14 protein-coding genes are annotated in these 14,489 nt (G+C 43.1%); all 14 read left to right on the top strand.

The annotated features are described in order from the left end of the window. Positions 1 to 558, top strand: a complete 558-nt coding sequence (locus tag HUU58_14360) for a hypothetical protein (GenBank protein ID NUN46857.1) — start codon at positions 1 to 3, stop codon at positions 556 to 558. Between the two features lie 26 nt (positions 559 to 584). After that, positions 585 to 2,798, top strand: coding sequence for a hypothetical protein (locus tag HUU58_14355; GenBank protein NUN46856.1), 2,214 nt, complete (start codon positions 585 to 587; stop codon positions 2,796 to 2,798). Positions 2,799 to 2,858: 60 nt separating this feature from the next. Then, a complete protein-coding gene (locus HUU58_14350) occupies positions 2,859 to 3,935 on the top strand; it encodes a hypothetical protein (GenBank protein NUN46855.1) in 1,077 nt (358 codons plus the stop codon). A 74-nt stretch (positions 3,936 to 4,009) separates the two neighbouring features. Next, the gene (locus tag HUU58_14345; GenBank protein ID NUN46854.1) at positions 4,010 to 4,441 is read left to right on the top strand and encodes a DUF4920 domain-containing protein; all 432 of its coding nucleotides are present in this window, start codon (positions 4,010 to 4,012) and stop codon (positions 4,439 to 4,441) included. A gap of 71 nt (positions 4,442 to 4,512) precedes the next feature. Further along, positions 4,513 to 5,265, top strand: a complete 753-nt coding sequence (locus HUU58_14340; GenBank protein NUN46853.1) for a hypothetical protein — start codon at positions 4,513 to 4,515, stop codon at positions 5,263 to 5,265. Positions 5,266 to 5,291: 26 nt separating this feature from the next. Beyond that, positions 5,292 to 5,711: a DUF1761 domain-containing protein gene (locus tag HUU58_14335; protein ID NUN46852.1), complete on the top strand. Its 420-nt coding sequence runs from the start codon at positions 5,292 to 5,294 to the stop codon at positions 5,709 to 5,711. A 128-nt stretch (positions 5,712 to 5,839) separates the two neighbouring features. Then, on the top strand, positions 5,840 to 6,403 hold the full coding sequence (locus HUU58_14330) for a DinB family protein (protein NUN46851.1): 564 nt from the start codon (positions 5,840 to 5,842) through the stop codon (positions 6,401 to 6,403). A gap of 34 nt (positions 6,404 to 6,437) precedes the next feature. Then, the gene (locus tag HUU58_14325; GenBank protein NUN46850.1) at positions 6,438 to 7,136 is read left to right on the top strand and encodes a hypothetical protein; all 699 of its coding nucleotides are present in this window, start codon (positions 6,438 to 6,440) and stop codon (positions 7,134 to 7,136) included. 107 nt (positions 7,137 to 7,243) lie between these two features. Further along, a complete protein-coding gene (locus HUU58_14320; GenBank protein NUN46849.1) occupies positions 7,244 to 8,662 on the top strand; it encodes a hypothetical protein in 1,419 nt (472 codons plus the stop codon). 76 nt (positions 8,663 to 8,738) lie between these two features. Beyond that, positions 8,739 to 9,170, top strand: coding sequence for a hypothetical protein (locus tag HUU58_14315; GenBank protein ID NUN46848.1), 432 nt, complete (start codon positions 8,739 to 8,741; stop codon positions 9,168 to 9,170). Further along, positions 9,167 to 10,258 carry an MBL fold metallo-hydrolase gene (locus HUU58_14310; GenBank protein ID NUN46847.1) on the top strand — a complete coding sequence of 364 codons (1,092 nt, stop codon included), beginning with the start codon at positions 9,167 to 9,169 and terminating at the stop codon, positions 10,256 to 10,258. The genes HUU58_14315 and HUU58_14310 overlap by 4 nt, the downstream gene beginning before the upstream one ends. A gap of 31 nt (positions 10,259 to 10,289) precedes the next feature. After that, on the top strand, positions 10,290 to 11,831 hold the full coding sequence (locus HUU58_14305; GenBank protein ID NUN46846.1) for a tetratricopeptide repeat protein: 1,542 nt from the start codon (positions 10,290 to 10,292) through the stop codon (positions 11,829 to 11,831). 1 nt (position 11,832) lies between these two features. Beyond that, entirely contained in the window at positions 11,833 to 13,701 is a 1,869-nt protein-coding gene (locus HUU58_14300; GenBank protein NUN46845.1) for a DNA primase, read from the top strand. Beyond that, positions 13,701 to 14,489, top strand: a 789-nt coding sequence (ypdA, locus tag HUU58_14295) for a YpdA family putative bacillithiol disulfide reductase (GenBank protein ID NUN46844.1), incomplete at its 3' end; no start/stop codon positions are given. The genes HUU58_14300 and ypdA, both read left to right, overlap by 1 nt.

Raw genomic sequence — 14,489 nt, 5'->3', positions numbered from 1 at the left:
ATGAAACATATAAAACATATTTCGAAGCCGATTTTATTTTTGTCATTAATCCTGACCTGTGCCACGGGTGCTTGTGACGACTACGAAGCAAGTTTACTGGATGCTGCCTGGAAAAAATTTGAAAATCAAGATTATGACGGAGCTTATGCTGAATTTTCAGCACTTAATGGGCCCAATGCGCGTATTGGATTAGGTTGGACGTTGCTTCGTATGGACAGTATTCCCGAAGCGGATCGTGCTTTCCGTATTGCCGCTGCCGATTCCGTATTAGACGGATACGCAGGGATTGCCATAACCAGTTGGGAAACGGGCCGATATGCTTCGGCTATCTATGCAGCCAATTTTGTCGAACGCTGGGATCCCGAATACTATTTTGTCCATGATCCATCCGTTGAACTCAATGATCTTATACTCCACAAGGCGTTTTGCCAATACTATTTGAATGACCTTACTGCGTGCAATGCCAGTATAAAAAAACTGGATCCGGTTTGGGTTACATCTACCAATCCGACTACGGTACTTAATAAGCTGGAATCCTTGTATGATCAGATGGATTGAAATAAAACAAAAATAACCCTCCTCCCATGAGAACCGAAGCCCCTCTTTCTGCTGCAAAGCAGAAAGAGGGTAACTTCGCTAAATCCAAAGGCATAAAAATGTATAAAGCGATGTTATTGATTCTCGTCATGGTTCCTTTGACGCTATTTGGCCAAATACCTGACGGTAAAAAAATTCTGGATAAGGCTAAGAAAAAAAACAAAGAAGAAAGTAAAAAAGAAGTTAAAGACAAATCAAAGAAATCAGACGATCCGTCAAAATCCACTGCAACTGAAAAAAAAGCTGGAGAGATTCCTCAAATACAACAAGGTTCGACCGCTGCAAAAGAGAACTCCGAATCAAAAAAAAGCACTCATGATGATTATCAAAAATTGACGGTATCGGCGGATAGCGATCCTTTCGAAGTGAAGACGTTAAAAACGTATATCGTTCGCATGCTGGAATGTCTAACGGAGGTCGAAACGGATAACAGCAAAGAGGATCAGAATATTGCCGATCATGTATTTTCGAAGTTCGAGATACATCATTCCCGTGCCCAGGAATCATTAACAACAGTACGCACAGGAAAACTGCTTGCCAATGCCGATGTCTATGAATCGGCTATGCGCGAAATCAAACAAGATTTCGAAGAAGCAAAAAAAACATTCAACGAAAAATCGCGATTCATTTCAGTTCAGTCCAAAATTCGGCGTATGGTATCCGATGTACAAGATCAGGTCGCGTCATTGAAACAACGCTCCAATTATGATAGCTACATGACTTCGCAAGCGAAAGACGATTTAGATGAAGCGCGCACGGCACTGCAAAATGCCATTAAAGAATGGCCGCAACTTAGTACATCAAGTTATGCTGCGGATTTATTGCAATATGAAAAAGAATTACAGGCTATTGAATCGTCCGGAAATTCGAGTGAGGGATTTAAAAAGCTCATAGATAAAGCCTACTTCGAGGGCAAATTTTTGTTGCAAAACGGATTGCAATATGGGGCATTCACGAAAGATGCAGCTCAAAGTTTTTATGAAAACTGTGCCAAAATAAATTACCCCAAAGCACTCAGTGCATTAAATAATACTAAACAGAACAACGATGTCAATTCGTCACAAATCGAATATTTAACAAAAGAATTTCCGACTGAATTTAATGCGTATCTCAAAAAAGGGTATATCGCTGATATCAATTCGCATATTGAAAAAGCTTACGCATATAAAGCCAATGGTAAAACACAGTTGAGTCTGGCCTTAGAAAAAGCCGAAACGGCCGTAATTATGGCCGATGCCGTGCTTTTGGTAAAACCGGATGATGTTTCGATTCAACGTTTGCGTAAGGATGCGTTATCAACTGTTGAAAAAATGAAAACAGAAATTGATGCTGCTGAAGCGACAGCTTTTACAAGCACCTTTCATAAAGAAAACAAATCTAAAATTGTTTTTTCCAAAAGCAGAATTTCCATCAAACAGGAAAACGCGTCAACCGCATCCGAGTTTTTCAACGGGGGTGAACCAATATACGCGATGGCTTATTTTACCGGAATGGTCAAGGATTTACCCAAAATGTACCGCACGGCCAATCCAACGGTGCGTATCAAATATTATGTGGATGTGCCTGCGGACGATGCGTACGCGGCTCCTATGGCAACGGTGGAATATCAAATCATGGCTTCCAATAAAACCTTGATGGATGCTACGACCTTGGAAGTGGAAGTGGCTCCCAATGCGGGGCAAACCGATCGCCCCGAAGTCGGCGCACAAGCCGCAAAGATGTTATCTCAACTATCCCCACGTTTGCATTCAATCCGAGTGGTGTTGAGTATTGATAATGAAAACTTTGCAGCCGGATCGTTTGAACTTGATGGGTCGCAAGGGTTAGAAAAATTTGCAGCTTTGGGTGACGACTTAATTAAATCTAAAATACAAAATGCTCGACCGCCTAAAGGAGGCGTGCTCGAAAAAACGATTGAGCAAGGCATACGTTCCGCTTTGAAGTCAGAAGGTTTTAATGTATTACGTGTGATTCAAACGGATCCGCAATGGTACTATGAGCGGCACCCGATTACTGGTGCGATCCTGAATCGTACGATCCAAGCCGCCATTATCTATAAAGACGAACAAAATAAGTGTATTGTCGAATATATGGAGTTTACTCAGAAGTATATCAACGGACAATACGATGCATTATACCGCAGCATGCGCGGTACGGTGACAAAGCCTTATGAAGTGCTTCCTGAACATGTGAACGGGTGAGAGATTATTAATAAAGCACAATGCGTATAAACAAGTGATCTAAAAAGAAGAGAGTTTATAATGATCAAGGTTCTACTGACGAAATGGCCGCGTATTCATTGGCATGTTTTTCTGTTGGGTTTTGTTATACTCTCCTGCGAAAGCAAAGAAACAAACGAGGATAAAACGGAGCCTGTTAATCCATATACAGACGTACGTTGGCGAGTTTCTTTAACCAAAGTAGCTAAGGCCATTACTAGCAATCCGGTCAATCCCAATACAATCTACGTCAATACCTATAATGATTATGTAGGGCGCGGTGGAATTCTTATTAGTTATGATCGCGGCGAAACGTGGCCTGCCGCTATGTCTCCTACAATTGACACATCAACGAATCAGGGAGCGGGCGATGTACAGTTTATAGCCGTATGTCCTAATGATACCCATATCGTTTTTGCGGGAGGAGTTCATTCATCGGGCTTGCTCCGAACATCAAATGGAGGAAAGAATTGGGTTAACGTCCTACCGGGTGTTGATGCCGATGCCGAGGCGATGGCTTTTAATCCTCAAAATCCGGCACAGGTTTTTTTCATGAGTTATACAGATGCCGGTTTTTATGTAAGTCAGGATACGGGACGGACGTGGCAGTTGCGTAAACTTACGGGTTTCGGATATTCGTGTACGCTACGGATGCATCCTTCGGATCCAAATATTTTCGTAGCCGGAGCTTCTAAAGGAAAAATAATAAAAACCAAGGATCAGGGCTATAATTGGTATTTAGTACAGAAACAAGTGTCCAATCAATCTAACGAGTGGCCTGAGGTACCTGCAATCATATGGGATAATGAAAATCCAAATAAACTATATGCTACTATTTCCGGCGCAAATGGAAAATCCTTTTCCCAAAGCAATAATGGTGGTGAAACATGGCATATAAAGGATTTGAAAGAAGGGTTGTGGGCTGCGCATATGACGAAGAGTAAACTTGTTATATTCGGAGGATGGCAATCAACTTATATCACCAATGATGAAGGAAAAAATGTGTTTAAAATCGGAGGTGATGAAACGGTGTCAGGGTATTGGTCCATCACATCATCCGGAAATCGGATATTGGCAATTAGTTCGTATGATCGCAGTCTCATGATGGTTGACTTATAATGCGATGTTGGAGATTATTAAACTTAATAACGAAAGGACATCTTATGAGATTGTTAATATGTGGCATTTTAATAATGCTATTGATTTCTGGTTGTAGTAAAAATGAGCAACAAGAAAATGCCGATAAATTCGGTGAAGGGATTACTCTCAACAAAGCGGTTACGATGCCGGAAGTCTTAAATAATCCCGAATCATACGACGGACAGGAAATCGTCGTCGAATCAACAATAAAAACGGTATGTCAAGCTCGTGGTTGCTGGATGGAAGTCGAATCGGGAATATTGCCGATGCGAATCTCATTTAAAAATGATAGCTTTTTTATTCCCAAAGATGCAGCCCGCCGTAAAGTAAAAATGCAAGGCGTATTGAAAGTCAAAGAAGTCTCCGAAGAAGTGGCTCGCAATTATCTCAAAGATGCTGGACGTTCCGATGAAGAAATCGGAAAGATAAACGGGGCACAAAGACTTCTTACCATGGTAGCCAGTGGTTTGGTTATTTATAAATAATGTCAGTTCTACCGTCGCTTCGTGATGCACGGTCGCTACTCATGGTCACAGCTTATTAAAAGGAGTCTAATATGAAGTTTATTATAGTAATCGCGTTACTTGTTTCCCTTGGCCGACAGTCTTTGGCTCAAACAGAAACAATTGAACACGGGGTTGGTTTTTATGTCAAAGGTGGCTGGTTCTTCGATCATAGTTCCGGATCAGCAGATCATTCCCCTGAATTAAAGGGGCTCAAAGGCGAGCTCGGCAATGACATATCGGATCGCTCGGTTTATATTGGGGTACGATATAAAAAAATTGAGGCAGAAATGGGCTGGGGAGAAATCATAAAGAATCGTGATATTACGATTTATCCCGTTGAATCGCGCGCCGCGCGTTATTGGGCCGGATCTGTTGCATACTATGTACCATTTCAAATTGGCTCATCGAATCCGATCAAATCCAAATTAGCTTTGGGTGTAAAATACTCTACGTACAATACCAGTTATGTGGATGAGAGTATCACGAAACTATCCATTGATAAATGGAATATTAAATCCACCTGGTTTCCGGAACGAAGCTATTTCAGTTTTCTTTTTCCAACGGTTTCCGTTTTTTATGAAAATCAAAAGAAACTAGCTAATCAGTCGACGCTCGGTCCTGCCCATAGCATTGGCATAGCCCTTAAGCCGGCCGCTGTGTTTCCCTTGGGTGTATTACCGGTAAAAATCGTGATCGAACCGGGCATGTCATGGAGTCATAAAATATCAGGTAGCGATCATTTCCAAAAAGTTTATGGTACCGTGTATTCTTTAGATGCCGCGATAGTATACAATCTTAAATAATCTTAGATCATGTTTCAGTAGTTTGTATGGAGAAACTAGGTATGGGAGAGTTGAATTTCTTGGCTATCGCGGTTGCGGGGTTTGCTTATTTCATGTTGGGAGCCTTGTGGTTCTCACCGTTTATTGCGGGTTCTTATTATGATAAAGCTTTGGGATTTACACGCACCAAAGACATGAAGTGGGGTGTTATCTATTATATTGGCCCATTTATGGGGTGCATCATTTCAACCTTTGCCACAGCCATACTGATACAATGGTGCTCGATTACAAGCGTAACAGATGCTGTAAAATTAGGTTTACTCGTTGGTGTGGGGTACGGTATGGTTATTTCCATTACCAATGCCATTAACCCAAATACTCCGAGACCACTCATGTATGGTTTAGCGACAGGCGGTTATCATGTGATTGGAAATACATTGGCTTCAGTTCTTATGTATATGATCTGATAAACGATCATGTTGCAGTTTTTTTTATAAATTTATTGAGCTATAGTTGCTAAACTTTTTTCACGCCCATGAATGTACATCGGTAAGGCTTTCTGTCTGAATAACCCTATCTGATCTGAAAATTCTATATGAGTTTGCTAAGAATTATCGCGAAGCCTTTGCCCAATGAATATCCGGCTTATTCGGCCAAATATATGGATTTATTGAAAAATGACGGCCTTGTTTTATATCATTTGATGAATAATTTCCTCGAGATTCGTCACAACATCACCGAACTCTCTTCCGATATTTTACATTATCGTTACGCACCGGAAAAATGGAATATCAAAGAAACGTTGGTTCACATGATGGATGATGAACGAATTTACGCGTACCGCGCACTTTGTTTCGCGAGGGGCGAGAAACAAAAATTGCCCGGTTTTGATCAGGATAGTTATGCCGCATTAAGTGGCGCGAGCGCGCGAAGTATCCAGAGTATTTTTGCGGAATACGAAGCCGTGCGTCATGCAACCGTGGCCATGTTTAATGCTTTTACCGATGAGATGTTATTGCGCATGGGATATTCCGATGAAAATAATAGTCATCGATCCGTACGTGCTTTTGTTTATCATATTGCCGGCCATGAGTTACGTCATTGGGAAATCATCAAAGAACGCTATTTAGAACGGTCCGCAAGTGGCGGTACGTATTAGCCATTAGCCCTTCGCAGGATATTTTTAGATCGTAATGAAAACAGCGGCGAATAAAATTAACATTGGGGATATTCTGGGTAAAGAATTTGCTGAACACGAATTAATCCATTCGTTTTACGGTGAAACTTTTGCACTGGAAGATCAGTTCTTTCCACCTGTTGTTTCTTATGCATTACCGCGTATTCTGCAGTGTGAAAGTGCCGGTGTTTTAGCATGTTCATCGCCGGATGAAAATGCAGAACAGATGTTGCACTATTGGTTTGGAAGTAAAGATTCAGCGTATATTTCATCCGGAAGCATACGCGTAACATCGCATTGTAATTCATGCCCGGATAGCTGCACGGGTATTTGCCCCGTATTGATGCGTGAAGATCCGCAATATTTTTTACCTCCGTATCATGTGCGAGGTTATCCTTTTTCAGGCTCCATACGAGGCCATATTGTATTAAGCGACCCGAAACCCTTGAGGATACATCCGGAAGGTGAGCGGCTGATTATTCGAACCGCCAAACGGTTGTTTAATCAATTCAAGATGCAATTTCATGTTGATTTAGGTGCAGATCACCAAGCGGTTGATGCATTGGTTCCGATTTGCTCTTTTTGTAAAAAAATAAGGGATGATGAATATCAATGGGTTCGCTTGGAAAAATTTTTCAACGACAATTATAGTATTCAATTTACGCATTCTATCTGTCCGCATTGTTCTCATGAGTATATAAAAACCATAAAATAATTTTCTGAAAAATCTCTTAAAGTGATGCTGATTGTTCTATATAAATTTGCATCTTTTTGTTGTTAGGATCGTACATTGATAGCAATTACATAAGAGAATTGTATGTTATGAAAAGTATGTTTTTATCTTACTTTGTTTGTTTTGCATTTGTGAGCTATACCTTTGTTGTATCGCAAATAAAACCCTTGGATCGCGTTATTTCTAAAATCGTGTGCCAACATGATACGTCGCAAGCCTATGCACTTTTTTTACCTTCAGGGTATGATTCGTCTCGAAAATATCCGATTCTATATTGCTTTAAACCCGAAAAAGATGCGCTGTATCCCGTAGCATATTATGCCGATATCATGGAGCGGTACGGCGTTATCATGGTATGTTCATGGAATTCGCAAAACGGTCCGTGGCAAGTATGCATTGATGCGTTGCATGCGGTTTGGAAAGATACGCATCATCGCTTTTCGATAGATCCGGATCGTGTTTACGCCACGGGTTTTTCTGGCGGAGCGCGTACGGCGTCGGAATTAGCCACACGTTATCCCGGACAGGTCACCGGTATTATCGGCATCGGCGCCGGTTTTAGCACACTCCAGGCGATACCCCCAATCATTCCTTTTCGATACTTTTATGGTCTCTATGGCAATCGCGATTACAACAAAAGTGAAATGATCTATCTCGACGAAGAGCTATCCAAACGTCAAATGATGCACCGCATCGTCGAATTTGAAGGCATACATCAATGGGCTCCCTTCACTGATTTTTCAGAGGGGTTTGAATGGATGATGTTAAATGAAATGCGTGACGGGAAACGAACACCGGATAGCACATGGATTGCTCAATTATTTGACAAACGGCATGAACAATTGAAAACATCACTTCATCAAAAAAACTTTGTTGATGCGGCACGGATGGCGCGTGCCATATATGATGATTTTCATTTTACGATGCCTTGCTCTGCATTTGTTGCACTAGCCGATAGCGTACAGAAATTAAAAGCCTATTCTGACGAAATGGCTTTGCGATCCGATTTGCAGCAACGCGAAGTGCACACGCAAAATATTATGGACGATTTTTTGTTTAATTTGGAAAATCCTTTGTTTGAACCGGAACGGGACATGCAGCTTCAGATGTTGTACAAACTAACGAAAGAATGGCAACCGCTATATAACACCAAAAATGAAATAAAGAGTAATGCAGCGTACCGTTGTTTAGATTATATAGCACGTCTTTGCCGAGCGCGCGGTAACGGATATTTAAATCAACGTGTCTTGCCAAAAGCCGTCGCTTGTTTTGATTTGGCGCGAACCGTATGGCCGGATGATGCGGCGTCGCATTATAATTTAGCATGCGCTTTGGCTTTATCCGGTAAAACAAACAAGGCTTTAGATGCTCTTGAAACGGCCGTAAAGGTTGGATTTAATGATGTGCCGTTACTTGATACGGATCCCGATTTGAATAGCGTTCGTTCCGATAAAAAATTTAATAGTATTAGGAAGAAAGCAGAGCATTCTACCACATCTAAAAAGTAATTTTACGATTACCGAATTTCTTGCCTTATTTCTGACAATGGCGTAGGTTATTGTGAAATAGTATGGGATGTGATGTATGAAATGGTTCTATGTCTTGTTATTTGTTTTTGTAGTCGTGTTCTCATATTGCTTGCTCCAAGCGAAACAAGCCGTAATGGATACTTCATCTATTGAGCAAGCCGTGCTCAATTACCATACGTATGCTGAATGGCTCACCTACGGCGTACCGGCGGCTTTTTTGATTTTACTTATACTTGCCAATTTTTCATTCACTGCCCGTCAACACATCGGATCGTTTGTGTATGCGTTTTTGTTTTTTACCGTTTTTACGATCGCCGATTATGTTTTTTTAAATAAACTTTTTTTTGAATTTTTGAATCGTACGGGTCAATGGCGCGGCGGAAATACCATGATAGGGATTTTTGCATTGTTGCTGTGCGTAATGGCCGGCGGGCTTGTTTTGGCTAATTATCTGATACGGTACACTATAAAAAAATATAAATCATGAAAAAGCTATCCCGACGACGGTTCCTCCGACATTGTGCTGTACAGTCGGCGGCACTTACTGCAGGTCAGAGCGCAATGGGTATGCTGCCGGAGGAAAAAACTTTGGTCGAATACGTGCGCAACGAAGCGCTTACCACCGTTCGTGAAAACTACGCCGGAAATCCGATGCGGGACGGCATTTTTCTGAATTCCGATTTGAATCCCAATCTCAAACCGTTCAGTGTGATTTTTAAATGGTTTTTATCGGAAAATCCGCAGCGCGAAGAAAAGAAAAATGATCCGTTTCGTGTAACAACACATAACGTGAAAGATTTTCGCGCAATTAATGAGAACGGTTTGATGTGGCTTGGTCATTCTTCTTTTCTGATCCGCCTGGGTAATAAATGGTTACTTACCGATCCGTGCCTTACGGCGGCGCCGTTGCAGAAACGTTATTCCGAGCTGCCGATGCCGATTTCACATTTGGAGTCCGTGGATTATGTTTTATTGTCGCACAATCACTATGATCATCTTGACTCGGATACGCTGAGTACTTGGCGCTCACGTGTGATGAAAATACTGCTGCCCTTGCGTCTCGGTTCGACAGTTCGATCCATGAATAAATATGTGTCCATTCAGGAAGCCGGTTGGTTTCAAAAATATGATCTGGAAGAAGATTTTGAAATTATTTTCCTCCCGGCTATTCATTGGTCTAAACGCGGGTTGTGGGATAATAATCGTTCACTGTGGGGAAGTTTTTTGATTCGTACGCCGCGAACCACGATTTATTTTTCGGGTGATACGGCCTATGGAGAGCATTTCGGCGAAATCGCCCGGTTATTTGGTAAAATTGACATAGCTTTGATGCCGATCGGCGCGTATAAACCGCAGCATATCATGAAGTCTGCCCATACCAGTCCGCAAGAAGCGGTACAAGGATTTCATGATCTGAAAGCAAAAACTTTTATTCCGATGCATTACGGTACATTTGATCTTGCTGACGAACCGATGGGCGAGCCGGTCAAATTACTGCGAAACATGAAAGCCGACGGTTTAATAAACGGCGAACTGCAAATACCGGATGCCGGTGCTTGGATAACCTTTGATTGAGCATGCCGTGAATAGCCTTTGTGTTTAGTGTGTGCTTCCTTATATTTCCCGCATGATGATCCGCATTTATAAAATCCTGCTGCTCTTATGTATCAGCCCATGGATCGCCGCACAATCGCCGGACGAATTGATTCGTCGAGGTCAGGAACGCATTTATACGCTGGATTTCAAATCGGCCGACGCCGTGTTTGATTCGCTGATCGCACTCGATCCTTTGCACCCGCGCGGTTATTTTTTTAAAGGGTCTTCGTATTTTTATCAGATTTTATCCGGTCATAACACGCGTATGACAGGGGACGAATTCGAAAAATGGAATGATAAAACGGTCGAAGTGGCCGAACAATATGCCGCACAAGCCCATCAGGAAACCGAAGGTGATTTTTATCGCGGCGCCGCGTATGGGAATTCGGCGCGGTATCACGCCGTTCATGGCGAATTTGTCAAAGCGTTTTATTATGCCAAACGCTCCAAAAGTTTGCATGAAGATGTGATCGAAGCGGATCCTTTGTATTATGACGCATACCTTAGTATCGGTATGTATAATTATTATGCGGCGGCGGCACCGCGCTGGATGGATGCCATCGGTTCGCTATTTGGATTGAGCGGAGATCGGGCGACGGGTATTGCGCAGTTGGAAAAAACTTACCGGCACGGAAAAATATTTAATCTTGAAGCGCAATTTTTTCTCGCCAATGTGTATCTCGAAGAAGGCGATTACGAAACGTCATTGAGGATTTTTTCCCAGTTAATGGATCGCTTTCGCAGTAACCCGTATCTGATCAATCAAGCGGGCATGGTCAGTTTTTATTTGGAAAACTACTCCGTGGCAGAGCAAATTTTTCAGCAATCCATACTTCAGACATCGCAAACTACGCGTTCGGCTGAAATGTTGGCCTCGTATTTTTTAGGCCGGATGGCACGCTTGCGAGGCGACTACACTAAAGCGATTACCTATTTTAATAAATCCGTAACGATCGCCGATCAATGCGTTCTCTTTAAAATGGTAGATGGCTGGGTTGCCGGTTCTGCGTTGTATTATTTGGCTGAGACCTACGAATTATCCGGAGATCGTACAAAGGCTGAGATTTGGTACGAAAAAGCGCGGGATGATGCGCGCAGCGGCAAAGGTATCGTACAAGGCGCTAAAAATCGCCTGAAATATCCGATCGGCGAATTTGAAATGGAGTTTATCAAAATCCGACAGAAATCGCTCATCCAGCCGGAACCTTCGCAACTGACCACGCTCAATACAATGCTGGCTTCCGCTTCCAATAAACCGGAAATGACAAAGTATGTTTCGCAGATTCATTATTATATCGGACGTACACAATTTGCATTGGAAAATTATCCGGAAGCGGAGCGTCACTTTACCGCTTCGCTCGATACACAAACGGATGACGGTGAAGAAAAATGGCGCACGGCATTTAACCGCTACTATCGCGGCGCGGCACGGGTCAAGCTTGGTAAAAAAAGTGAAGCCAAATCCGATTTGAAGCTTCTGACGGATGACGCATCGTATGTTGACGGAAATCGTATTCGTTTTCGTGCACAGCAGTTGTTGAAAGGATTGTAGCATGGCGAAGATTCCTCAACACACGATAGATGAAGTTAAAAATGCATGGGACGTGGTCGAACTCGTATCGGGTTATGTCGGACTCAAAAAGAAAGGTCATAATTTTTGGGGGTTGTGTCCTTTTCACAACGAAAAAACGCCTTCATTTTCCGTTAATTCCGATAAACAAATTTTCAAATGTTTCGGTTGCGGAGCCGGCGGCGATGTGATTTCGTTTATCATGCAATACGAAAAAACGAGTTATCCGGAAGCCATACGATTCCTCGCCGAGAAAAAAAATATCCCGATCCCGCAAGACCATTCTCCGGAGGAAATCAATCAACGCTCGGAAATCGAAGAATTATATTTTATAAACAAACTGACCGCCGCTTTTTTTGCCGAGCAATTGACTCTACCTCAAGGCGATGAAGCGCGTCAGTATTTGCGGAAACGCGGTTTTGATGATGCCGTGATCGCCGCGTACGGTATCGGATATGCACCGGATCGTTGGGACGGATTGTTCGAGTATGCCAAAAAAGAATCGGTAGATCCGCGCTTACTTGAGCGCGCCGGGTTGATCATTCCTAAGACGGGCGGTTATTATGATCGCTTCCGCCATCGCCTCATGTTTCCCATCAGCAATGTTTCCGGGCGTGTGATCGCATTTGGAGGCCGCCAAATGCGGAATGAACCGAATTCACCGAAATATCTTAATTCGCCGGAAAGTGCGATTTATCATAAAAGTAAAGTGCTGTATGGCCTAGCGCAAGCCAAGGACGGCATTCGTCAGATGGACGAAGTGATCATCGTCGAAGGTTATGCCGATTGTATAAGTTTGTTTCAATTTGGTATTCATAATGTTGCGGCATCGAGCGGTACGGCATTTACGGCTGAGCAAGCACAGCTCATTCGGCGATATACCGAAAATGTATGTCTGGTGTACGACGGCGATCAGGCAGGCATTCGTGCGGCCGAACGCGGTGGCGCTATCATGCTGGAGGCAGGTCTCAATGTCAAAATCGTCGTTCTGCCCGGAGAACATGATCCGGATTCTTATGTGCGCGAAGCCGGTGAAAGCGCGATGCAACAGTTGGTGCAAAAGGGGCAGGATTATATCAATTTTCGCGTAGTCGAATGGTTGAAATCGGATAAACTTCGTACGGCTAACGATAAGGCCAATGCGGTTTCGGAGATGGCGCAGATCATTGCGCGGATGGACGACAGTCTCAAGCGTAATGCCTTCATCGAAGAAGTGGCGCGCAAATTGGATACCGCGTTACCGTTGGTTGCAAAGGCGGTACAAAAAAATCGCAGCGCCGTGGCACGCCAAAAAGATAAAGAACCGATCGTCATTTCGCATGCTCCGGCGAGTTCATTGACTACGTCGTCGTCATCTGTTCCCGAAAAAGTTTTGCGTGCGGAGCGCGGTATCCTGCGTGAACTGCTGCTTAACCCGTCGCAATGCGAATACGTTTTTGGTTATGTCGAACCGCGCGATTTCAAAAATCCGGCCATACAAACGTTGATCGGAAAAATCCACTCGCTTTATATGGAAGAAACGCCTTACGATTACAATGTGGTCGTACAGGATTGTGAAGTAAAAATCAAAACGGCGGCCGAAAGGCTGATTTTCGGAGCCGGTCCGCGCCAGGCTATCGTGGAGGACAAATACGAACTTTCCGAATGCATTCGCGAAATGCAGTTGTACGATTTACAATTAGAGGAACAGACGGTACGTGAAGCGATTCGTGTACGTGAATTGGAAAAAGAAGACCCTGCCGAACTCATGGCTTCACTTCGACATATCGCGGATCGTATCAAGGCCGTTCGTCAAAGTAAACTCATTTCGCTCTATGAAACCGGCGAGCATACCGATGAGGTGCCGTTTTGATGGATACGTTTAAGTTTGATGTGGTGATCATCGGTGCCGGGCCGACCGGGCTATCCTGCGCCGTCGAATGTGCGCGTGCCGGTTTGTCGCATGTGGTTCTCGAAAAAGGTTGTATCGTTAATTCGATCTATCACTTTCCCTCCAACATGATTTTTTTTACGACCAGTGATCTTTTGGAAATCGGCGGTGTACCTTTTACTACACCGAATCCTAAACCGACACGGGAAGAAGGACTTCAATATTATAAGCGTGTCGTTCAATATTATTCTTTGAATGTTCGTACCGGCGAGAAAGTGATTTCGATTCAAAATCTATCAAACGATTTTTTGGTGGACACCGAATCGAATGGTCAACAGAAGCGTTATACAGCGCGGCATATCGTGATTGCGACCGGCTATTATGATCAACCCAATAAATTATTTGTACCGGGCGAAGAATCGTCGAAGGTATCGCATTATTATACCGATCCGCATCCCTTTTATGGAAGAAACGTGTTGATCGTCGGCGGTAAAAATTCGGCTTGTATCGCTGCATTAGAATTATATCGCTACGGAGCAAAAGTCACCGTCATCCATCGGGGCGAAGAAATAAAAAAGAGCGTGAAATACTGGATACTACCGGATTTTATGAATCGTGTTCAGGAAGGTGCGCTAACATTACATTTGCAGTCGGTGGTAACACATATTGCTGATAACGAAGTGACGATTCAAAACGTGATTACACGCCAGGAAACAATTATAGCCAACGACTTTGTATTCGCTCTGACGGGATATCGCCCGGATGAACAT

The sequence above is a fragment of the bacterium genome (assembly GCA_013360215.1).
Classification (GTDB): domain Bacteria; phylum CLD3; class CLD3; order SB21; family SB21; genus JABWCP01.
Note: the sequence above shows the minus strand (reverse complement) of the source record. Positions and strands in the feature narration are given on the sequence as shown.